This window comes from Gimesia algae (assembly GCF_007746795.1).
GTDB lineage: Bacteria > Planctomycetota > Planctomycetia > Planctomycetales > Planctomycetaceae > Gimesia > Gimesia algae.
In genome coordinates this window covers 6,154,398-6,177,869 of record NZ_CP036343.1, presented here as the reverse complement: position 1 = coordinate 6,177,869, position 23,472 = coordinate 6,154,398, and the positions used below count along the sequence as shown (strand labels likewise).

The 23,472-nt window shown below is 51.1% G+C and carries 18 protein-coding genes; 12 read left to right on the top strand and 6 right to left on the bottom strand.

Annotated features, from left to right (window positions below; genetic code table 11):
- Window positions 1-97: 97 nt before the first annotated feature.
- Both Pan161_RS23040 and Pan161_RS23035 read left to right on the top strand, forming a co-directional pair.
- Entirely contained in the window at window positions 98-445 is a 348-nt protein-coding gene (locus Pan161_RS23040) for a histidine triad nucleotide-binding protein (protein ID WP_145231099.1), read from the top strand.
- A 117-nt stretch (window positions 446-562) separates the two neighbouring features.
- A complete protein-coding gene (locus Pan161_RS23035) occupies window positions 563-1,258 on the top strand; it encodes a hypothetical protein (protein WP_145231098.1) in 696 nt (231 codons plus the stop codon).
- A gap of 14 nt (window positions 1,259-1,272) precedes the next feature.
- Here the strand turns inward: Pan161_RS23035 and Pan161_RS23030 are convergent, their stop codons facing one another.
- Together Pan161_RS23030 and Pan161_RS23025 are read right to left on the bottom strand one after the other, a co-directional pair.
- Complete coding sequence (locus Pan161_RS23030; RefSeq protein WP_145231097.1) at window positions 1,273-1,569, bottom strand: hypothetical protein; 297 nt, start codon at window positions 1,567-1,569, stop codon at window positions 1,273-1,275.
- Between the two features lie 407 nt (window positions 1,570-1,976).
- Window positions 1,977-5,429, bottom strand: coding sequence for a pyruvate carboxylase (locus Pan161_RS23025; RefSeq protein WP_145231096.1), 3,453 nt, complete (start codon window positions 5,427-5,429; stop codon window positions 1,977-1,979).
- 356 nt (window positions 5,430-5,785) lie between these two features.
- On the opposite strand from Pan161_RS23025, the gene Pan161_RS23020 reads away from it, so the two are divergent.
- The gene (locus Pan161_RS23020; protein WP_145231095.1) at window positions 5,786-6,766 is read left to right on the top strand and encodes a class I SAM-dependent methyltransferase; all 981 of its coding nucleotides are present in this window, start codon (window positions 5,786-5,788) and stop codon (window positions 6,764-6,766) included.
- Window positions 6,767-7,150: 384 nt separating this feature from the next.
- Here Pan161_RS23020 and Pan161_RS23015 read toward each other — a convergent pair whose 3' ends face one another.
- The gene (locus Pan161_RS23015; protein WP_145231094.1) at window positions 7,151-8,284 is read right to left on the bottom strand and encodes a DUF6263 family protein; all 1,134 of its coding nucleotides are present in this window, start codon (window positions 8,282-8,284) and stop codon (window positions 7,151-7,153) included.
- Window positions 8,285-8,431: 147 nt separating this feature from the next.
- Between Pan161_RS23015 and Pan161_RS23010 the strand changes: the two genes are divergently transcribed.
- The 3 genes from Pan161_RS23010 (at window position 8,432) to Pan161_RS23000 (ending at window position 13,204) form a co-directional block, all read left to right on the top strand.
- Window positions 8,432-9,871, top strand: a complete 1,440-nt coding sequence (locus Pan161_RS23010) for a sulfatase-like hydrolase/transferase (protein ID WP_145231093.1) — start codon at window positions 8,432-8,434, stop codon at window positions 9,869-9,871.
- A gap of 265 nt (window positions 9,872-10,136) precedes the next feature.
- Window positions 10,137-12,239: a hypothetical protein gene (locus Pan161_RS23005; RefSeq protein WP_145231092.1), complete on the top strand. Its 2,103-nt coding sequence runs from the start codon at window positions 10,137-10,139 to the stop codon at window positions 12,237-12,239.
- Between the two features lie 161 nt (window positions 12,240-12,400).
- The gene (locus tag Pan161_RS23000) at window positions 12,401-13,204 is read left to right on the top strand and encodes a DUF817 domain-containing protein (RefSeq protein WP_145231091.1); all 804 of its coding nucleotides are present in this window, start codon (window positions 12,401-12,403) and stop codon (window positions 13,202-13,204) included.
- 18 nt (window positions 13,205-13,222) lie between these two features.
- Here the strand turns inward: Pan161_RS23000 and Pan161_RS22995 are convergent, their stop codons facing one another.
- The 3 genes from Pan161_RS22995 to Pan161_RS22985 all read right to left on the bottom strand — a co-directional run bounded on the left by Pan161_RS22995 (window position 13,223) and on the right by Pan161_RS22985 (window position 15,970).
- Window positions 13,223-13,642 (bottom strand): carboxypeptidase-like regulatory domain-containing protein, encoded by a 420-nt coding sequence (locus Pan161_RS22995; protein WP_145231090.1) that lies wholly within the window; start codon window positions 13,640-13,642, stop codon window positions 13,223-13,225.
- Window positions 13,643-13,692: 50 nt separating this feature from the next.
- A complete protein-coding gene (locus Pan161_RS22990) occupies window positions 13,693-14,646 on the bottom strand; it encodes a DUF1559 domain-containing protein (RefSeq protein ID WP_145231089.1) in 954 nt (317 codons plus the stop codon).
- 142 nt (window positions 14,647-14,788) lie between these two features.
- Entirely contained in the window at window positions 14,789-15,970 is a 1,182-nt protein-coding gene (locus Pan161_RS22985) for a GntR family transcriptional regulator (RefSeq protein ID WP_145231088.1), read from the bottom strand.
- A gap of 561 nt (window positions 15,971-16,531) precedes the next feature.
- Between Pan161_RS22985 and Pan161_RS22980 the strand changes: the two genes are divergently transcribed.
- From Pan161_RS22980 to Pan161_RS22955, 6 genes are all read left to right on the top strand, one after another.
- Window positions 16,532-16,984, top strand: a complete 453-nt coding sequence (locus tag Pan161_RS22980; protein ID WP_145231087.1) for a glycine cleavage system protein H — start codon at window positions 16,532-16,534, stop codon at window positions 16,982-16,984.
- 51 nt (window positions 16,985-17,035) lie between these two features.
- Window positions 17,036-18,073 carry an ATP-binding protein gene (locus Pan161_RS22975; protein WP_232103432.1) on the top strand — a complete coding sequence of 346 codons (1,038 nt, stop codon included), beginning with the start codon at window positions 17,036-17,038 and terminating at the stop codon, window positions 18,071-18,073.
- A gap of 42 nt (window positions 18,074-18,115) precedes the next feature.
- A complete protein-coding gene (locus tag Pan161_RS22970) occupies window positions 18,116-19,978 on the top strand; it encodes a prenyltransferase/squalene oxidase repeat-containing protein (protein WP_145231085.1) in 1,863 nt (620 codons plus the stop codon).
- 81 nt (window positions 19,979-20,059) lie between these two features.
- Entirely contained in the window at window positions 20,060-21,898 is a 1,839-nt protein-coding gene (locus Pan161_RS22965) for a polyprenyl synthetase family protein (RefSeq protein ID WP_145231084.1), read from the top strand.
- Window positions 21,899-22,105: 207 nt separating this feature from the next.
- On the top strand, window positions 22,106-22,699 hold the full coding sequence (locus Pan161_RS22960) for an SAM-dependent methyltransferase (RefSeq protein WP_145231083.1): 594 nt from the start codon (window positions 22,106-22,108) through the stop codon (window positions 22,697-22,699).
- A complete protein-coding gene (locus tag Pan161_RS22955) occupies window positions 22,696-23,289 on the top strand; it encodes a golvesin C-terminal-like domain-containing protein (RefSeq protein WP_197995476.1) in 594 nt (197 codons plus the stop codon). The genes Pan161_RS22960 and Pan161_RS22955 overlap by 4 nt, the downstream gene beginning before the upstream one ends.
- Window positions 23,290-23,472: the final 183 nt, after the last annotated feature.

Genomic DNA, 23,472 nt, shown 5'->3' with positions numbered 1-23,472 from the left:
TGATTTAGAAAATATTGACGAGCATAGATTCTATTTTCATTTTTCTGACTGTAAATTTATAAATAGTATCGAATGAAATACGGAGGAAGCAGGTTAGATGTCAGGCGAGAAAACTATTTTCAAGAAAATCATTGATCGGGAAATCCCGGCAAACATTATCTATGAAGACGAATTATGTCTGGCTTTCAATGATGTGAATCCCCAGGCACCCGTGCATGTGCTGGTCATTCCGAAACAGGAAATTCCGTCCCTTGCACATTTGAAGGATTCAGATCAGGAATTGGTCGGTCATCTGCTGCTCACAGTCGGGAAACTGGCCAAGACGTTAGGACTGGATTCAGGATATCGTACAATCGTAAATACCGGTAAAGAAGGAGGTCAGACGGTCGACCACCTGCACCTGCATCTGCTGGGGGGGCGTTCGTTGCAATGGCCACCCGGATAACTGTTCGTAATATGTCGCTGCAGACAAGGGAACTCTGGATTCTGATTGCCAGCAGTAGCCGTCATTCGTCATAATAAAGGCATTCACATCTGTTTTTAAAGAGTAGAGGAACCAATCGTGTTTAATTTCAGAGCTGGTCGGAATGTTCAATTACTGTTACTGGGAAGTACTCTGTCATTACTGCTGATTTCAGAACCCGCTGTGGCACAGAGTTCAAAAAAAACGAATGTCAAACAGCTCAATGTGCAGGCTGATAAACTGCGCGACACCTTCATCAGACAGTCGGCAGAAATTGCCCGGAAATATTCTGATGCCGGAGACTATGAAAAATCCCGCGAGATGCTGGAATCAATTCAGAGTCTTCAAAAAGATGTTCCTGGCGTGAAGGCCATGATCACGCAACTTAACGAAAAGCTGATGAGTTCCAACTCTTCTGATTTCGATATTGATGTCGCACGCAACTGGAGCGTACCTGCAGGGCTGGTGGCAAAAGGGAAAATGGTTCGCATTCAAGCGGCCGGGTCATACGATTTCATCGCTGACATCAAAACCAGCGTGGAAGGCTTACCGCATGCAGCTGCCATGAAAGAGCTGGCAGAGGGAATTCCCACTGGAGCACTGATGGGAATCGTAATCTCTCAGGAGAAGGGCAAACCTAAGATGGGGAAGCCATTTCTGATTGGCGAAAAAGCAGAGTATACACCGAAAGATGATGGCGTGCTGATGATTGGTCTGAATCTACCCGCCGGGCATAAGTCAACCGGCAAGTTGAAAGTCCGCATCAGTGGTTACATCAAGCGCGGCTCAAATTGATTCCCAATTGTGGATCAACCGTCCTGATTCTTCTTATTGCGCGCATTCATTTCTGAGCGAATTTCACGCCGTAGCAGTTCGGTCATTTGACTGCGTTCCTGCAGCAGTGGTGCTGTCTGGGCAATCACACTCCGCATGTCTTTGATAATGCCACTCTCCAGTTCTTCAGTGGTGATCCCGTCACAGGCATTCACACAAGCAACGACGCGACGGACTAATTCCTGATTCTCGGGGGTATCTTCACCTAGAAGCTCTCCCTCACTGGAAATTACAAAATGAGGGGGTTGAATGGATTGACGCGCTCCAGTCATTCGCCGAGTACTCCAAATACTTCAAAGAAAAGATAGCAAACTGCTTCTGTTCTTTTGTTCCGATAGAGAAGTTAGTGGGCCAGACCTGAATAAGGCTGGTAAAGATTACCTGTTAACTAATCTATCGGCGTAGATTTATGCCCGCATTGAATTTCTCTAGCCGATAGTCGCAAAATGAATCCTGTTTTTAGATTTGCAAAACCGACCAGGATCACGCTGGCATGGCTGGGTAAAATGGGATGGCGCCTGGTCGGCTAACAGCAAAACAGATCCGTTGAAATCGAACTTGTTTTTGCAGTTTTTTACTACACATGTCTGAGGTATTTACCTGTAGTAAAAACACGCACTCTGATTTTAATGGGGGAAATTACCCAGTCTTCAGACACTTGTTGATCAATGAACAGAGTCTACTCAAGCACGATTAACAGATCACCCGATTCCACCTGCGTGCCCGCGTCTGCGACCACTTCTTTTACCACGCCATCCTGCTCCGAAATCACACTCGTCTGCATCTTCATCGCTTCCAGCATCAGTAGTTGATCGCCGGCTTTTACCTTGCCACCCACTTTCACCGTTATAGACACAATCACGCCCGGCATGACTGCGCCAATTTGTTTGGGATCAGACAAGTCTGCGCGGCGGCGTGTGTCACCTTGTGGCTTCAATGATTTATCCACAATCACCACTTCGCGTGGCTGACCATTCAGTTCGAAGAATACGGTGCGACAACCATCGGTTTGTGGCTTACCAACCGCCAGGAATTTGATGATCAACGTTTTACCCGGTGCAATATCAACTGAGATTTCTTCCTCCGGTTCCATGCCGTTGAAGAACGCATATGTCGGCAGGCCACTCGTATCATAATACGCTTTTTGATGTATCGTAAAATCTTCGTAAACCTTGGGGTACAGCAGGTAGGTCACTACTTCCTGATCAGTCGGCGTGCGGTTGATCATTTTCTGAACCACCTTGGCAGCGTCTTCAAAATCGGCTGGCGGAAGTATACTTCCCGGTCGTTCGGTTAACGGCGCTTCACCTCGCAAAATCTTCTTCTGTACATCTGCCGGGAAACCGCCCGGCGTCTGCCCCATGCGTCCGCTAATCAGATCCAACACCGATTCCGGAAACGCCAGGTCCCGATCAGAAGTCATCACTTCGTCGCAACTGATATCATTCGCAACCAGGAACAGCGCCATATCGCCGACCGCTTTCGAAGTCGGTGTGACTTTCACAATATCGCCCAGCAGCTGATTCACTTCCGCATACACATGACAGACTTCCGACCAGCGATCACCCAGCCCCAGCGATTGCGCCTGCTGCAGCAGGTTCGTATATTGACCGCCGGGCATTTGATGTTCGTACAAATTCGCACCCGCGGGAAGTACAGGGCTCTCAAACGCCGTGTAGTAATTGCGAACCGCACGCCAGTATTCGGAAATATTATCCAGGTGTTCGACTTCAACCGTTGGCTGATGTTCTTTAAAACGCTGCGCTTCCACAACGGTCGTCAGGTTCGGTTGTGAAGTTCCACCCGACATCGAAGGCACCGCACCGTCAGCAATGTCCAGCCCGGCTTCGGCAGCTTTCAAAATCGAAGCCGCCTGTCCGCCGCTTGTGTCATGCGTGTGGAAATGAATTGGAATGCCGATTTCCTGCTTCAGCGTTTTCACCAGCAGCTCGGCTGCATACGGCTTGCAGAGTCCGGCCATATCTTTAATCGCCAGTATATGCGCACCCATGTTCTCCAGCTCTTTTGCCATGTTGACGTAATATTTCAGATCGTACTTCGACTTCGAAGGATCCAGAATATCGCCCGTATAACAGATACTGGCTTCGCAGATCGCACCACTCTTTTGAACTTCTTCCATTGCCACTTTCATGTTCGGCACCCAGTTGAGCGCGTCGAACACGCGGAACACATCAATGCCCGCATCAGCGGCTTCTTTCACGAAGGCACGCACCACGTTATCCGGGTAGTTCGTATAACCAACGGCACTCGAAGCCCGAATCAGCATCTGGAACAGTATGTTCGGCACGCGGGTTCGCATCTCGGCCAATCGCTGCCAAGGCGATTCTTTCAGGAATCGCATCGATGTATCAAATGTCGCACCGCCCCACATTTCCAGTGAGAACAATTGAGGGCAGTTATGTGCGTAGACTTCCGCGATCTCCAGCATGTCATGCGTACGGAAACGCGTCGCGTACAACGACTGATGCGCGTCGCGGAACGAGGTATCGGTCAGCAGCAGTTCTTTTTGATCCAGAATCCACTTGCCGAATTTCTCCGCACCCAGTTCCAGCAGCTTTTGTCGCATCCCATCAGGGGGAGACAGTTCTTTTTTGTTATATTCAGGCACCGGTGCCGGCGTCCGCCGAACTGCCTTCGGTCGGTCCTTCACCATCGGATTGCCGTTGACGACGGTTTCTGCCAGATACGTTAACAGCTTCGTCGCCCGGTCATGCCGCTTCGGAAACTTGAACAGCTCCGGCGTGTCATCAATGAACCGGGTATAACAATCTCCGTTCAGGAAAGTCGGATGCGCGATCAGTTTCAGCACGAACGGAATATTCGTCTTTACGCCCCGAATTCGAAACTCCTGTAAGCATCGTTCCGTGCGGGCCGCCGCATCTTTGAAGGTTCGTGCCCACGTGGTGACTTTCACCAGCAATGAATCGTAATACGGGAAGACCATCGCACCCGAGAACGCCGTCCCGGCATCCAGACGCACGCCCATGCCGCTGGCAGACCGGTAATGCGCCACGCGTCCGTAGTCGGGCATGAAGTTGTTTGTTGGGTCTTCCGTCGTCACGCGGCACTGCAGCGCAAATCCATGTGTCTGCAGTTCTTCCTGAGAATTGATGCGAATTCCCGGGTCATTCAGCTTGGCCCCTTGCGCCAGCAGGATCTGCGATTTCACAATATCGACACCGGTGACTTCTTCGGTCACAGTATGCTCGACCTGAATCCGCGGATTGACTTCGATGAAGTAAAACTGATTCGTATCGGCGTCCAGCAGAAACTCAACCGTTCCCGCCAGTTCATAATTCACACTCCGACCAATTTTCAAAGCCGCCTCGCACAACGCGTCTCTGACGGCTGGATCAAGATTCGGAGCCGGCGCAATTTCTACCACCTTCTGGTGACGTCGTTGAACCGAACAGTCACGTTCGTAAAGATGCACCAGACCGCCATGCTTGTCACCCAGCAACTGCACTTCAATGTGTCGGGCACGAGAGATAAATTTCTCAACGAACACATCCTCACTACCAAACGCTGAGAGAGATTCGCTGCGTGCCAGTTCGTAAGACGCATCAAACTCTTCTTCTTTCTGAACCACGCGCATCCCGCGACCACCGCCGCCGTGCGCTGCTTTCAGAATAATCGGGAAACCAATCTCGTTTGCTGTCTTTCGTCCCGAGGCTGCATCGACGATCGCTTCGCCACTTCCCCCCAAAACCGGAACGCCGACCTTTTCGGCAATTTTGCGAGCCGAGATCTTATCTCCCAGTGCTTTCAGCGTTTCCACGCGGGGACCAATAAAGATAATCCCGGCGTCTTCACACGCTTGTGCAAAATCCGCATTTTCTGAGAGAAACCCGTAACCCGGGTGGATCGCATCAATCTTTTTCTGCTTGGCCAGCGTGATAATCGCATCAATATCGAGATACGATTTCACGGGATGCCCCGGCTTGCCAATCTGATAGGCCTCATCGGCTTTCGTGCGGTGCAGGGCATAACGGTCTTCATGGGTATAGATACCGACCGTGCGAATTCCCAATTCATGCGTACTTCGAAAAATTCGAATGGCAATTTCACTACGGTTGGCGACGAGCAGCTTTTTGATTTTACCCTCAGACATGAAACTTCCTAACTCTTTGTATACTTTCGGCTTGAAGGCTGGTAGGCCGGGTCATTCCTGTTGAATATTTCTTCGGTCCAATGGTCATTAGGGTACATGCATGAGCCCGGAAAAACAATGCATCGCACCCCATCAGGCTATTTCTCATCCGAACACAATCTCCGGGGGCCCCGATGATCGGATTATTTAGCCAAATCCTTTTTGGAAACAGCCTTAAAATGATTCATCTTGACCTGATTTCCCGCTCCGATTAGTGTTCACGCCAATCTGACCCGTTCTATTGCCGCTGGCTTGAGTTTCAAGGGCCTGAAGCGATAGAAATCATTGAATTCTGGCGAATAAATGTGGTAAACCCAATGGTACAAAAACAGTGTGATCTGTGTGCAGGAACTGAGTTCGAACAAATAGGTGATCGGGACCGGCACGGGAATGCGCTGGAGTCTGTGATCTGCAAGTCCTGCGGTCTGGTCGCGCACGGCAACATTCCAACCGATGAGGAACTCGCTGACTACTACGCCACAGAATACCGTCAGAGTTATCATGGCGAAATGATCCCCTCGGATCGCAGAGTGATGCGTGCCTGGAAAAATGGCGAACGTATATTTCGTCAGTTGCAACCACATATCGAGCCAGTGGCAGATGTCTTTGAAGTCGGAGCCGGCATCGGTTGTACCGTGAAAGTATTCGAACTCAACGGTCATCAGTCGACAGGAATCGAGCCGGGTGAAGGCTTTCAGGATTACTCGCAGCAGCGTCTGCTGACAAACGTAGTGCGCGGGGATCTGTTTGAACAGCCTCGCGATCATAGCCGCGAACTGGTGCTGCTGGTACATGTGATCGAACATTTCAAGTCGCCACGCCGCGCCCTGGAATACATACGAGGCATGCTGGCGGATAACGGATTGTTCTATGTGGAGTGTCCCAATATCGCGGCACCGTTTGCCCGTCGCAGTAAAATGTTTCATTACGCTCACATTCATAATTTCACTCCGTCCAGCCTGAAGATGCTCGCGGAAAGCTGTGGCTTCCAACTGGAAGTACAGTTCGGATCGAAAGAAGATCCTTATCTGCAAATGCTCTTTTCCTGCAGTGACAGCAGGGAACTCAAAATCGATTACAATAACTATCAGCAGACCATCCAGGTTCTCAGCCAGGCAACAGCCCTGCGCTATCACCTGCGTCCCCGGTATCTCTCATCACGCTTTTCCAAAGTCGCCAGCTATCTGCGTGAGCATCTGACCGCAAAACAGCATGTCGCTGAAGTTGTGAAGGAATGCCAGCAGTTCGCCTCTGATCAGGAGGACGAAGAACCTACTGAATTGCGTGCTGCTGCCTGAGCGGCTTCTCTAATCTGCCTGGTTTACCTCGTCCGTGTTTTGGTGTTGTAGAAATTATTTCTTTCTACTGACTGACTGCATCCCGGTGGCAAATCAGCACTGCGAAAGCTCCTGTTTTTAGGGGCCAAAGTGTTCTCGCTGAGAAAACCACTCTGGTTTGAGCACTATTTTCGCTTGCGTAAAACTGCGTTTCGGGACGCTTTCAAACCAAGTTCAGCACTTCTTCAAGCCTGATTCTCGACATTGCCCACCCGATTATTACCACTTTCGGGCGGATTATTTATGGCTTTCAAGATGATCCAGTAGCAGCAGACAATCGCATCATACTGAAAAGTCTCACATGGCGGGGAGATGAATATCAGGCACCAGTGTAAACCGTGCGGTTCAGTTCGCTGCCGGTTTCAGATTGCGGGGGCGGGTCAACTTCGCAGCGGGACCCAGTGGGCGTTCTTCCTGATGGGGAAAAGCCCGGATCGTAGTCACGATCTGTTTCTGCTGTTCGAATTCTTTGCCGCTCGCCAGCTTCACCGTAGTTTCCAGGAAACGTTCGATTTTCGATTCGAGAGGCAACCCCGTTTTACGATCGATCAGGCAGGAGCCGAACGATTTTCCGCCTCGGATGTAGAGTTGAACCGATTTTCCATGCTGGTTAATCGGGCTGCTGATTTTGGACGCGGCGATATCCCCGGCAATATTGATGCGGGCGATACTGTCGTTTAACTCGCGGAGCGTATACTCGGTTTTGAGGACCATCGGGATCGGTTGCGTCAGGCGGCGGGTTTTGATCCAGGTCTCTCCCACGCGGATGGCGCCTCCTTTGTGGTTCTCATCAATGTTGTAAGGCAGCAGGCCAATACTGTCGTCAATAAAATTGGCGACACCATCATCGCCCGACGATTCCGAAATTTTGGCCAGGACTGTTTCCCGCTGGCTGGCAGCGGTATTCTGCAGGCAGCGTTTAATAAAATCATCAAAGCCCACCAGTTCCACGATTTTGTTATCGGCTCCAATCCAGAATGAAAACCCGTTATTCACCAGTCGTTGATAGGCCTGAACTTCCGGAGGTACCGGTCCGGAAGTGCGATTGGAGTCATAGTGTACCTGTTCGCCGGCAATGTCATGTGTGTATTTCACGCCAGTGTAAAGCACTTTGAACCGTTTATGGCCGTCTTCACGCAGTTCTTCCACCGTCAGCGCCAGGATCAGCTCCAGTTTTGATGTACTGTGGATAATGCCGGCAGCAGAAGCCTGAGAAAGCTTCTGTTCTACGGTTTTGATCATCGGAAATCGCTGGTTGACCTCCAGGTTCAATTCCAGCACCTCCACTTTTTCGTCTCGCAGCGAGGCATTTTGTACCTGAATGGGGTTATCCAGTGGTTTCACGACCGCAGCAGGCTTGGGGGGAGCCTTGTCCTCAGCGACTTCAATGGCTTCCTGGCGTTTGACCCAGAATGACCAGCCGGTCCACGCCAGTATCATAATTCCCAGCATCCAGCTGATATAACGCTTGCCCTGCATGGCGACATTGTCCAGAATAGATAAAGAAAGCTAACGAATGAGGGGTTTCCACTCATTTTGAGATGCAAAACTTATCAGTAATACCGATTTAGTGAAAGACGAATTCGGCTCCTCAGTTGCCAATTCTTCTTTACAAGGGAGATGATAATGCCGACTGTGATTCGTGGGTTTCTGGTTATTTTATGCCTCAGTTTCTGTGGTTTCAGCTTCGCTGCCCCAAAGCAGGCAGATACCAGAGCCACTCGCCCGAACATCGTCTTCCTGCTCAGTGATGACCAGCGGCCTGATACCATCGCTGCCCTGGGCAATCCGATCATTAAAACCCCGCACCTCGATCAGTTGGTCAAAGCGGGAACCAGCTTCACCCGTGCGGTGTGTGCCAACCCGATCTGCACTCCCAGCCGGGCTGAGATTCTTTCTGGAGTCAGTGGATTTCATAACGGCTCCATGGATTTCGGCAAGCCGATTAAGAAGGAACTTCCCACCTGGTCCCAGACCCTCTCGAAAGCTGGATATAACACCTGGTATGTTGGGAAATGGCACAATGATGGCAAACCCGTCCTGCGTGGTTACGATGAGACTCTGGGTCTGTTTACCGGAGGGGGTGGACGCTGGGCGGTTCCCTCGTATGATGGCAATGGTGTACTGGTCACAGGCTATCGCGGCTGGATCTTTCAGGATGACGAACGCCATTTCTTTCCCGAGAAAGGGGTCGGGCTGACTTCGAATATCAGCGAACACTTTGCCGACGCCGCCATTGAATTCGTCGAGAGAGAGCATGAAAAACCGTTCTTTCTGCATGTCTGCTTCACGGCACCCCATGATCCGCTTTTAATGCCCATAGGGTATGAGCAGTACTACGATCCCAATAAAATTCCCGTCCCCGCGAACTTTCTGCCACAGCATCCTTTTGATCATGGCAATTTTGATGGCCGCGATGAAGCGTTACTCCCCTGGCCGCGCACAAAACAGATTGTGCAGAACGATCTCTCCCTGTATTACTCAGTCATTTCGCATCTCGATGCGCAGGTCGGGAGAATTGTAGACGCATTGAAAAAATCAGGCGAGTGGGACAATACGATTCTGATTTATTCCAGTGACCATGGTCTGGCAATGGGCAGTCATGGCCTGCGAGGCAAACAGAACATGTATGAGCATACGGTTAATGTTCCCATGATTTTGGTCGGGCCCGGTATTCCTGCTGACTCGATATCGACTGCACAATGCTACCTCCGCGACCTGTATCCCACCAGTTGTGATCTGGCCGGTGTCCCCATTCCGAAGACGGTCGAAGGCAAGAGTCTCAAGCCGGTACTTACAGGAGAGCAGGATATCATCTACGATGAAGTCTACTGTTACTTCCGCAACTTCCAGCGAATGATCCGCACAGATCGCTGGAAGCTCATCTACTACCCCCATCTGGACCGGGTGCAGCTGTTTGATCTCAAACATGATCCGCTGGAGCAACACGACCTGTCAGGAGATGCCGTGCATCAGCAGGTGCGTGAGAAACTTCTGGACCAGTTGAATGCCTGGCGGAAAAAACAGGACGATCCTTCTCTGAAACAAGCGGCAGAAAATTCCTGAGACTCTCTTCGCACTGCCGCGAAAATGAGTTCTACTTGAAATCATTCTGATGGCGCAAAACAGTCTCGTGTGGATTTTACAAACTTCTCTGCTGGACAGTCTGTCTGGTGTAAAAAAACTTAACTCCTTATTTTAAAATGTTTTAAGGAGATGTGCTCTCTTCCGCTGACATCAAATCGATATAATTGGCATATATTACGCTCTTCTCTTAAACCGTTCACATCACAACGCGGGCAGCAACGGTTTAACCAAAGGGGAGAGAGTCATGATGATCCAGAATAAAGTCCGTTACTTCAAACGGCCGTTTCGCATGTTACTGTCATTGGCACTGGTAGTGGGAATCTGTAGTGCTCCCTTGATGGCGGCTGATAAGTCATCAGATCGCAAAAGCCGCAGTTCCAGTCGCAGTAGTCAGAAAAGCCAAAGCAGCTCAAAATCCTCTCGGCCACAACGTTCAACCAGTCGGCCACAAAGTTTCACACGCCCCCAAACCACTCGCCCAAAGTCCTCTTCTACATCAAAGAGTCTGTCGCGTCCCTCCGGTAAAAGTATCAAAAACTTCTCCGGAAATGTCAGTCCCAAAGTTAATCATAAAGGGGCCAGCCGACCTTCAAAGTCATTCAAAGTGACTCCGCAGACAAAACGACCTGACTTCAAAATGCCTCAGTTTGGAAAACAGAACGGCATTAAGCTGGATACAAAACATCTGAATCCACGGATTCCCGATCGCAAAGTACCAGGCCGGAAAGTGCCCAATCTCAAAATTCCTGAGTACAAAAGACCAGACAGAAAAATCCCGAATCACAAAATTCCGGACCGGAAAGTACCCGATCGTAAAACTCCGAACCTGAAGGTTCCCGACCGGAAAGTTGGTCCTGGTAAGTTTGTGCCCAAACCAGGAAAAAACACAAAGCCATCTCAACCTGGTTTTGGCAATAACGTCTTTAAACCAGGGAAAGGCAAATTCGATTCGAAGCCTGGTAAAGGTAATGATATATTCAAGCCAGGAAACGGTAACAACGTATTCAAACCTGGAAATAATATTCAGAAGCCCGGTAAAAAGCCGCACCAGATCGGCAAACTGCCTAAGGGTAAAGATCTGCCTGGTCACAAAGATTTTTCCAAAGGGAAACAGTTTGGTCCTTCCAAGAAATGGCTCGGTAAAAATGGCGTGCCTTTGAATAAAGATCTTTTCAAAAACCATAGTATCAAACCACTCAAACTGAATCTGGATAAACAGTTGCAGGCCGGAAAATTTAACGCTCTGATTAACAGTAAGAATAACAAACAGTGGAAACTGAAAAAGCAGTTCGAACTGCATAAGAAAGGCGATGTCGCCCGTCAGTTAAAGCTGAATAATCATCTGCTCAAACATGGCGGTTGGAGAAATCGAACGTTGTTTGGCAACATGGCAAACTCCTTCACTCACACTCACTTCGGCTGCTGGTACGCCGGACCCGGCATGTACCCCAGCTACTGCTGGAGCCCTCACTGGTCTGCCTGGGTGGACTGGTGCTGGTGGGACTGGTGTCACCCCATCTGTGATCCTCGTCCCCTGATCTGTCGTCCGATCATCTGTGATCCCTGTGTTCCCTGGGTCTGGTACGACTGCCCCGTCTGGCAGCCGCTCCCCATCGTGACCTGTGGTACCTGGGTGGATATTGAACCAATCGTCATCGACAGTGGACTCGACCTGCAGATGCTGGCAGTACGCTTTGTTGACTCCGGTCATCCTGAAGAAGAGCTGGGACCTCGGTTCCGCGTCTGGTTCCGCAACAACAGTGTGGTGGATATCAACCAGCCTTTCAACGTCATGCTGCTGGCTTCAAACTCACGGGAAGCGGTCGCCGGAGTGCCAGAAGCAGGAACACGCGTTGATAATATCGCAGCAGGACAGATTCAGTCCGTCGATATTCGTCTGCCGTTCGCTGCCAGCACGCTCTCTTTGGATGCAGAAGGAAATCAGGTTCCCTTCGAACAGCTGCATGTGCTGATCGATTCACACCGGGAAATTCCAGAAGCCTTCGAAGAAAACAACGGTTCTGTCGTGGCTCGTGTTGATGTACTGCCCGTCGATCCGGCTCTGTTCTCTGCTGATTCCGATGTTGTCTTCAGTGGCGGAATGGTCAATCTGGCCGGTGAAGGTCTGGGACCGGAACCAGGTAAAGTCTTGATGTCTCTGAATGGCATGAACTTCGAAGCGGAAATCTATGGCTGGTATGATCTGGGTGTTCGCATCCAACTGCCTGAACTGCCTCTGTTGGATGCAGCGGATGCCACCTTCGTGATTGTGCGTGGCGATGGAGCCGCATCGAATCCGCTTGATATGCAACTGGCACCGCAGATCGCTGCTGTCAGTGCTGAGTAACGGAAGTGTGCGTGGGATGGCTTGGAGCCATCCCGGGTTCCGAACAGGGAGCAGGCAAATTGTCTGCTCCCTTTTTTGGTGGTGTCATTTCAGCCGGTACACTACAATAGGAATTTAAGTATCATACTCCTTGTTTCTCAGCTCAGAACGGATCGAAACTCCTGAAAACCTTTCTCCATGAATTCTGGCTGTTCGGCATCAAGCAGGCGTCAGCCTGTATCTTCGGCGGTTTTCTGCTGGCTTTGATGATCATCACGCGGTTCTGGTATCCCATCGATTTTCTCTATCGATACGATTTTCTGTTTCTGGCAGCGGTCGCCTTTCAGATCTTCCTGCTCTGTTTTCGATTGGAATCCCCGCGCGAGGCCGTCGTGATTCTGATTTTTCACTTTGTCGCGACGGTGATGGAGTTGTTTAAAACTTCGGACGGCATTCGTTCCTGGCAATACCCGGAGCCGTTTGAGATTGGTATTGCCAATGTGCCTCTGTTTGCCGGCTTCATGTATAGCGCGGTCGGCAGTTATATCGCCCGGGTCTGGCGAATCTTTGACTTTCGCTACTCCAGTTACCCCCCCTTCTGGAGCACAGTCGTGCTCGTGACACTGATTTATGCCAATTTTTTTACACACCACTACGTGATCGATATTCGCTGGGCACTCATCGCCGCCAGCCTGTTGATGTTTGGCAGAGTGATGATCTATTTTAAAATGAACCGCGTCCATCGACGCATGCCTCTGGTGCTGGGCTGGCTGCTCGTCGCGTTGTTTATCTGGTTCGCGGAAAACCTGGCGACATACGCTAATGTCTGGATCTACCCCATGCAGAAACATCACTGGCAACTGGTTTCACTTTCGAAACTGGTTGCCTGGTATCTGCTGATGATGCTCAGTTTTGTACTGGTATCACTGGTAAACCGACCTTTGCAGATCGGTGATCCCACACTGCAGGCTGACAGCCATAGCTGAGCAAACTTCTTCCCGTTTTCAGTCAATCAGTTCCAGTTTGATTTCCGGGTTTGTCTCAGTCACTGTGATCTTGAGTGGCGAAGTCGTCGGGCTACTGTATTTGATCGGAATGGCGCTTTTCATCGAGACCCCTTCCGGCGTGGATTCATAGGCGTTTACGGTCACCTGATGCTCGCCGGGAATAGCGCCATCATTCTCCTCAAAGGTTCGCAACGTGAATTTCCCCTCTGTATCTGATCGTCCCGTCGCTGGTTTACGCCCCTGCATGGGATAAAACATGATCGACGCATCGGTTACCGGTTTACCCTGGTAGGTTACGACTCCGCTCACGGCAACGGTTTCCGGCAGATCTTCATCCAGACCACCGCCACAACCACTACACCAGCAGGCAAGAGAAAAGAGTAGTCCCGTCCGGGTAAGCTTCTGCATGATCAGCATCTGTATCTCCCTCAGAATTCCTGAGCAACTTCGAATGTAATGTCTGTCACTCAGTAGCTGAAACCACCGACCGGCAGGCCATTTTGTGGATGTCCCAGGTGTTGATAGGTGAGAAAATCCATGTTTTCGCTAAAGAAATGCACGCTGCCATCCACCATGAGGAAATGCGCTCCTCCTTCGTGGTAACTGGAAGCGGCGAAGCCGTCTATCCAGCCATGGGCGCCGGAACTGATACGCGTCTGCGCGCTTCCCCAGACCGCAAACGGGTGATTGATGGGATAAGCGGTGGTCATCGGAGAATGCCAGGCAGCCCAGGAGGACCAGGCATGGAATCCGGGGGAATTCTCTCCCACAAACAGCACATTCGAAGTGCCATCAAGCACATCACGCATCTTCATGGTCCGGTTGGGAGTGATGAGACTGTTTCCGCCTCCGCTCGCCTGCAGTCCCATTCGGCGGTCAAACATCCCATGGGGCATGGGGGAAGCCGTCAGTGACTGGTCAAAAGCGCGACCATCGACTCCTTTGTAAGTCGTCACGGCAATATTATTGCGTGAGGCGGCCGGGCAGGAGGCCGGGAAACACCAGTTCGACCAGACCTGATTTCCCCCACTCACATTGTTTGCCGTTGGATCACTGGGACAGTGATACAGGCCCAGGGGGGTCTGCGCGACTTCCAGGTTGCCGGCATCCACAATATTTCCGTTGAAATTGATTTTGTTATACAGGGGACCCTGATCTACATAAGGCAGGATCATGGCCCGCCAGCCGAACGAATTTCCCGTATCGCCGTGGCTGATGGGAAATACATTGTGACTGTCGTGGTAGTTGTGTGTAGCCAGGCCCAGCTGTTTCAGATTGTTTTTACACTGGCTTCGGCGAGCCGCTTCCCGGGCCTGTTGAACGGCAGGCAACAGTAAGGCAATCAGGATCGCGATAATGGCGATCACAACCAGGAGTTCGATGAGCGTGAATCCGCGATTCTTAAAGATGGAGTGTTTCATCTTTGGTCCCTCTCAAACAGTTTAAAGTGACTACACAGGCCCGCCCGGAAGATGGCGCGAAAGCAGACGTACAAAACCTGACAGCGATAGATAAAGATATATTTAATTACGAAGCGATAGACTGAGCTTTCTGATTCAGTGTTTATTGGTTCGGTGGTTTTATCATTTCCGGTACCGGTCCCAGTGTCATTCCTGTATAAACTTCTGCAGGCATGATGCTGGTTGCGGACGTTTCAATCGGGAGTTCGCCGCTGCGCATCTGGTTTAACAGTTCCACCGCGCGATGTCCCAGTTGAGTTTCGTTAACGGTGACCGAGGCGATCTGTTGCTGAAGCACACTGTGTCGAATCTGATCTCCCACTCCAATCAGGGAAATGTCGTCCGGCATTCGCAGACCCATTCTTGTCAGATGCAGGTAAATCCGCTCCGCCATCGAGTCAAAACTGGTGAAGATTGCGGTGGGGCGATCAGGTTGATTCAAGATTCGCTGCAGAGCCACCTCAATTTCGTTGTCCAGTTCCTGCATGTCAATGGCGCCATCTGCACCGAAGTAGCAGTGTTCGGCTGCCAGTTCACAGTTGACGTTAGCCAGCGCTTTGCGAAAACCCTCCAGGTAGAGATCGGTTGTCTGCGTGCAGTGCGGCGCGAAAAAAGAGACGCGACGATGTCCCTGCTTCACTAAGGCATCACCCGCCAGTCCGCCGATCTGTTGAAACGGAAGTCCCAGCAGCGGCGCAGTGATGCCCTCGACAGGCCTGTGACACAATACCACAGGGATTCCCGCTTTCTGCAACTGGCGAATCTGATACGCGGGAGTTGGTGGCGTACTGGCCGGTACAATCGCGACGCCTCCCACCTGGTTGTCGATCAATTGCAGGATCGCATTGCCTTGTTTATCAATATTGTTTCGTGTGCAGCAGACCAGCATCTGGTTCTGAGTCTGGCTGGACGATTCTTCAAAGCTGTGCTGCAGAGAGGGGTAATAGCCCGAAAACACTTCGGGGATCACCAACGCCAGAATATCCAGACCGCTGGCCAGTCTTTGGTTCGCGTTTTCGTGTACGAATGTGCCTTTTCCCTGAACGCGGCTCACCAGGCCTTCCCGTTCGAGCATCCCCATGGCCTGACGGATCGTACTGCGGGCACTCTCAAACAGGGTTGCCAACTGCTGTTCAGAGGGGAGTGCCGTTCCAGGTGGAAGACCGCCTTCAAGGATCTGTTTTTTGAGATGTTCCTGGATGCGTTCGTATTTCGCGCGGGAAGAATTTGATTCGCGATCATCCGACAGAGCGGTTGTCTCTAAAAATTCACTGGCTGATAACAACTGGAATGCTTCCCGGGATTGAGGTGATGTTTAGAATAGGTACGTACAATATGGTACAATTGAATTGTCGCCTGTCAAATAAATTTTGATGAGATACTGTCCTGTAAAATAAGTATTATCGGAAATAAAGTTGAATGGAATCACTCGAGGCAACCAGGATGGTACCAGTTTTATGTTTAAAAAGTAGGTACCAAAGCCATACAGGATTGTCCATTTTTATGTTCCGTACAATCAGGAATGTGAGAAAGCCGTTATTTCCGCAGGGAATATTCATTCCTCAGCCTATGATAAAAAAAAGGATCCCTGCTCACAGAATACCCTGAGATTGCATTCGAGAAGCGGAGTTGCCATCTGCTGTGCAGTGTAGAGTCTGCGGAGTCTTCAACAGAAAATTATTCGTTCCCGATATTCGTGACGGAATCCTGCTTGCATCCCGTGAATAAACTGTTTCTACTATTTAAGTAGTGTATATTGCGAAAATTCCTACCTTATCTGAATCTCGGGATAAACTCCCGTTTCACCTTGGGTTTAGAACAAAACTGACCCCCAGCAAATTGAATCATGCCTGACGATCTTGTCTTTATGATGGGGAATTTCGAAGCCCGAATTCCTCAGGACCGTGTTTATAGTAAATCACACCTGTGGTTTCAGCAGACTGCTGACCACTGGCGCGTGGGGTTTACTGCCTACTCGGTTCGGTTACTGCAGGATGTCTATTTTCTGGACTGGTTTATCGATCCATTTACGAATGTACAGGAGAAGCAGAAGATTGGTGAGATCGAAAGTTCGAAAGCACTGTCTGATCTCTATGTTCCCGCCGGCGGCAGGATTCTGGAATTTAATGAGGAATTATTAAATGATCCCTCTGCCATCAATCAGGCGGATAACTACGATAAAGGCTGGTTGTTTGAAATGGAAGCTGATGCACAATGGTTGACGCCTGCTGAATATCTGCAAGTATTAGATGACGGCTGGGAACAGACCCAGCGCATTATTAAGGGACAACTCAACTAAAACGGTTCAGTACTGCAGTGCTGTTGTTTCATGTTGAAAAAGGTTTACGGAATGGCTGATAAAAAATTGACAGTGGTGATCTCGCAGGCTCAGGGGAAAAATCCCGCCAAACGTGAGCTGGAAGAATCGCTGGCAGCGGCGCTCCTGATGGAACCTGATGTCGAAGTTTCTCTGGTTCCCCATCTCTACGATCTCACTGCCGATCATACCGGAACACTGTTTCTGCAGGCGTTGCGCGGTGATTTAGTATTTCTCTCCTGGCTCTATCCCCGTGCGAATCACTGGATCCTGGATCGGCTGGGAGTCCGTGGCACGGAAGGCCTTGTCCTGCTCAAAGAGGAAGTCGATGAAGACGAAGAGGAAGCACAGAAGGAAAAGGCGCCCCCCTTCGAAAATCCTGAGCGACAGAAGAGTATTCCCGATCGCAAAATTTATTCCATCGACTTGCGCGTCAGTTCCAGTCCCGATGATTACCTGAATGAAATCAAACGCCTTACGAGTGAGGCACAGGTTCAGACCTTCCAGCTGATGGATATGATTCAGCAGAGCCCGCGACCTGCCCAGATTGAGAAATATCTCAAACCACTGGATATCCTTCAGGGACAGAAAAACAACACCAAAGTAGAAGAAACACCACAGTTGGAGCCCACCAAACGTCGCTGGTACCCGGTTATCGATTATGGCTTGTGTACCAACTGCATGGAGTGTATCGACTTCTGTCTGTTTGGTGTGTATGGCGTTGATCAGGGCGGTCAGATTCTGGTGGAAGAACAGGATAGCTGCAAGAAAGGCTGCCCGGCCTGCAGCCGTGTCTGTCCCGAAAACGCAATAATCTTTCCCGGTCACAAAACCCCGGGTATTGCCGGTGCAGATGGTGAAGTCGCCGGTCTCAAAATTGATCTTTCCAAACTTTTTGGTGCCCCCGACGCGCTCGAGATGGCTGCCAGAGAAAGAGATGTTGAACTCGTCGCCGAAGGTCGCAATGCCGTCGGTATGTCAGTCGGCATTCCCCAACGCACAAAGATATCGCAAGAGACCAGTGATGAGCTGGACGATCTGATCGATAGTCTTGATGCCCTCGATTTATAAACGCCAGAGTATAATCCTGACCCTCGTATCATAGAGACCTGTATGACTGAGACAATCCCCTGCCAGCGAGTTCAGGCAGCGTACCAGCGGTCACGTGCGGAATTATTGTCTTTTCGTAACAAGGCCGGCCACTGGACAGGGGAACTTTCCACGTCGGCACTTTCCACTGCGACCGCCATCATGGCGCTTGAGATGATCCGCCGGAAAAGACCTGCCGACGATGTTTCTCTCAATACCTATATTGATAACGGTATCCGCTGGCTGGCTGAGCATCAGAACGAGGATGGCGGCTGGGGAGACACTGTCAAAAGCTTCAGTAATATTTCTACTTCGATGCTCTGTCATGCTGTCTTCCACGCGACAAAAAATACAGAAAAGTACGTCGCGCATGTCGTTAACGCCCGACAGTACATCGACCGCGTGGGGGGAGTGGAAGCGGTCGTCGCGCGCTACGGAAAAGACAAAACCTTCTCGGTTCCGATTCTGACCCATTGCGCCCTGGCCGGGCTCGTCAAATGGAAGACGATCCCCGCACTTCCCTTCGAACTTGCCTGTCTGCCGGCACGATTCTATAAAACGGTGCGCCTGCCTGTTGTCAGCTATGCATTACCCGCGCTGATCGCCATTGGACAGGTCAGACACCACTTTCGCAAACCACGTAACCCGATCACGAGGCTCATTCGAAATCTCTCAGTCAAACGCAGCCTGAAAAAACTGATTTCCATCCAACCCACAAACGGCGGATTTCTGGAAGCAGCACCGCTGACCAGTTTTGTCACCATGAGTCTGGCAGGCATGGGGTTGACCGATCACCCCGTCGTGCAGAAAGGACTGCAGTTTCTGCTCGACTCGGTCAGACCCGACGGGAGCTGGCCCATTGATACCAACCTCGCCACCTGGACGACGACGCTATCAGTGAATGCCATTGAGGGAACACTCTCGGAATTTGAGAAAGCACCCATTCGCGAGTGGCTGCTGCAGCAGCAGTACAAAGAATTGCATCCCTACACTTCTGCAGAGCCTGGAGGCTGGGCATGGACCGATTTGCCTGGTGGCGTACCTGATGGCGACGACACCCCTGGTGCACTCCTGGCGTTATTAAATCTTCAACCGGAAGAACCCGATGCACAACAGGCTGGCGATTTGCAAACGGCACTTCGAAACGGTGTTCGCTGGCTGCTCGACCTGCAGAACAGTAATGGGGGCTGGCCGACATTCTGTCGAGGCTGGGGCGCACTCCCCTTTGATCAGAGTGCCGCTGATATTTCGGCACATGTAATTCGCGCATTGCAGGCCTGGTTGAAGACAGATCCTCACTCAGAAGAAACCGATTTACGACTTCGAGTAGAGCGCGCTGTCAGACGCTGCTTTCAGTATCTGGCGACGGTCCAACGCAATGACGGTTCCTGGCTGCCACTCTGGTTCGGAAATCAGCACGTCGAGAATGATGAAAATCCGGTTTACGGAACGGCGCGGGTTCTGGCCGCCTATGCCAAAGGAACAGAACGTGAGTCTAATCAGGCAGAGCAGGGAATCCTGTTTCTGAAATCCGTCCAGAATCTCGATGGCGGTTGGGGCGGCGCAACCGGTGCCCCTTCCAGCGTGGAAGAGACGGCACTTGCCGTGGATACTCTGCTGATGGTGGGGCTGGAACTTGAGGACCCCGTAGTCGCCCAGGGGCTCAACTGGCTGCTGGAGCGGGTTGAGTCAGGCACCTATACAGAAACAACGCCGATCGGCTTTTACTTTGCCAAACTCTGGTATTTCGAACAACTTTATCCAATTGTCTTCACTGTTTCAGCCCTGCACCGTGTGGAAGCCGTTTTGAAAAAATCTGCGGATGGCAATTTAAGATTGTCGCTTGAAGACGAAGATTACCCTATAATGAGCGCTAAGGAAAAGTAGATACATCCTGTTTCCAACCCCATTTGAATTCAATCCATCAACGATCGCTCGATTGAGTTACTAACCATAGAGGAGTGTTCCGTGTCCATTGCACCTTTAGACCAGGAAAGTTCTGAAGATAAAATTGTACCCGGCTCAAGCAAAGCTGAAGTACACTCTTCCGATAACAAAAAACCGGTCAAAAGAAAACGCCAGAGTACCAGCCATCTGAAAGCGGTACCGGAAACCTCTGCGCTGCGCGAAGAAATGAAAGCCGAAGCGGAAAAGTTCGTCGAGACGCTCGACTGTTCTAATCCCTTCAACAAAACAACGCTGGAAGCCTGGTCCCGCGAATTGCTGGAACAGCTGGATCAGCCCGAAAAGTTTCTGGGCTTCATGATGGTCCTGATTGGAAACTTTTTCTGGAAACGACAGTTCCTGGCGATTCCTTTCGAACGCCGCCTCCTGCTGTTGCCTCACTGCCTGAAGCACGCCGAAGGTTGTCCCGCAGAATACGATGAGTTCGGCCTCGATTGTGAAAAGTGCGGCGCGTGTTCGATCGCCGACTACAAAGTCAGAGCCGAACAGCTGGGATACAAAGTACTCGTTGCAGAAGGCTCACCCGTCGTCCTCAAGATCATCGTCGGCGGTTACGTGGATGGCATTCTGGGTGTCGCCTGTCTGAACGTCCTGGAAAAATCAATCGATAAAGTCCTCATCGCCGGTGTTCCGTCCTACGCGGTTCCCCTGCATTCCGGCGACTGTAAAAACACGAAAATGGATGAACCCTGGATCTGGGAAGTCCTGGAAGAATATCGTCCTCTGGAACAGCCGCTGACCCGCAGCTATCTGCCTACCATGCGTGCCGCCAATGCGCTGTTTGAAGATAACTTCGATCAGGTTCTGCCTCCGCTGCGTACCAAATCCGAAGCCGCGGCTCGAACTCCACTGGGTAAGACCGAAGCGATTTCCTACGATTGGCTCAAGCATGGCGGAAAACGGTTCCGTCCCTTTATCACGCTGGCCGCTTACGATGCGCTCATCAAAGCACAGCAGTCTGATGAAGCAGCAGAGACCACCTATCCACTGGGCGTGCAGAAAGCTGCCATGGCCATTGAAGTCTTCCACAAGGCTTCACTGATTCACGATGACATCGAAGACGATGACCAGTACCGTTACGGTCGCGAAACCCTGCATCGTCAGCATGGCACGGGCATGGCCATCAATATCGGCGACTACCTGATTGGTGTGGGCTATCGGCTGCTGAATGAGGCCCGGGCCGATATCGGAGCCGAAGCCGCCTCCGACCTGATCGAAAAGATGTCTGCCGCCCATATCAAACTTTGCGAAGGGCAGGGAGCCGAAATGGCCTGGCAGGAGAGCGAGACCTTCGAGCTGGCACCGCTCGACGCGTTGCAGATCTACGCTCTCAAAACATCACCGGCTTTCGAAGCCGCCCTCTATGCCGGCATTCGTATGACTGGTTCTGTCGGCAAGTATGAAGCGTTGATCTCATCTTTCTCTCGGCATATTGGCGTCGGTTTTCAGATTCTGAATGACCTCAAAGACTGGCAGGGAGATGACGATAACAAGCTGATCTCCGGACAGGATGCACTGGCGATGCGACCGACGCTGCTGTTGGCGCTGGCACTCCAGACCGCCGACGATCAGCAGAAGGCCGATCTCAAAGATATTATTCTGCAGGGACATCCCAGCGATGGGGCACGCATCGGTCGCCTGCGTCAGATCTATCAGGACTGCGATGTCTTTAACAAAGCCGAAGCCCTGGTCGATAAATCACGGGCCCGGGCCGAGGAACTGGCGGAAAGCGTCGAGAACGAAGACTTCAAACAACTGCTGATGTTCTTCTGCGATACCGTGCTGGCTGAAGAAACTCCCGAAGCCAAACCGGAACCCCAGGTGCTGATGCCAACTGCCTGATATAAGCAGAGGTGGGGAAGGTCTGACTCTTGGGTTGGCAGTTTTCGAAATGTCTGGTATTACCCTCAATCTTTTGATGTGCATTAATCAGTCTCTTCACCGATTTTTCCTTGTTTTCTGTATGCCCTGATTTTCCTCTGATTGGCCAGCGCTGGTTTCATGCTATGATTTCAGTGAATTCCCAGGCTGAAACATAGGAGAGAAACAATGTGGGATGAAAAATACAGCGCCGCGCATTATGTGTATGGCGAAGAACCTAATACCTTTTTGCAGGAACATGTTGACTGCTTACCGAAAGGTAAAGTCCTGTGTCTCGCCGAAGGAGAAGGCAGAAATGCAGTCTTCCTGGCCCGGCAGGGATACCAGGTGACTGCCGTTGACGCCTCGGAAGTCGGGTTGCAGAAGGCACGACGGCTGGCTGAGAAATATCAGACCTCAATCGAAACCATCCATGCCGATCTGGCAACCTTTGATCTCGGCGAGAAACAGTGGGATGGCATTGTCTCTATTTTTTGTCATGTTCCCCAAAAGATTCGAAAAAGAATACACGGCAAAATTGCCGCGAGTCTTAAATCCGGTGGTGTTTTTCTGCTGGAAGCCTACACGCCCCGGCAGTTAAAGCATGGCACGGGCGGGCCTCCCGATATAGAATCGATGATGTCTAAAGCACTACTGCTCGAAGAGGTCTCCGGACTGGCTTTCAGTCATTTGGAAGAACTGGAACGCGAAATCATCGAAGGTTCCAATCATACCGGCGTCGGGGCCATCGTCCAGGCCATTGGGAAGATACAGGAATCATGAGAGCGACTCCAGCAACGGTACTACTGTTCTTAATGTTGATGAGAATATTTACCGTTCATGCAGCAGAGCCAAAACTGAAACCCCACCCCGACGCGGTCGCCAACACCCACGCCCCCGGCAAAGTCGATAAGCCCGAACTGGTTCCCTTCATCGTGGTCGACCCCGCGAAGTTGAAAGGTATCGTCGTCGATGAAACCCAGGCAAAGCTGATCGGCGTCTGGCAGTATTCGACGCACACGCCCCCCTATGTCGGTCTCGGCTACCTGCACGATCAGAAAAAAGGGAAGGGGGAGAAAGCGGTTATCTTCACTCCCGATCTGCCAAAGCCCGGCCGCTACGAAGTCCGGCTCTCGCACTGTTACAATATCCGCAGATCGACCAACACCCCGGTGACCATTCACCACGCCGACGGTGATAAAACAATCCGCATTAACCAGCAGCAGATCCCCGCACACAACAAACTGTTCCGCAGTCTGGGCACCTTTCGCTTCGACAAAGGGAAAGCAGGCTGGGTGAAAATTTCCACCGACGGCACCGAGGGAAAATACGTGATTGCCGACGCCGTGCAGTTTCTGTTCGTCGGCGAATGAACGTTTCGTGTGGTCTCCTGTTGTCTGCGACAACCCCGGATTACATCCGGGGGCACCCTTTCTTTCACATGAGCCGTACAGAGTTGGTCGCGGTTTCTGCAGGTCGGGAGACAACCGGCGCTAACGCTCTGCGGCTAATAGAGAATGCTCTTCGGTTTATTACACTGCCACCACCCACTTTTA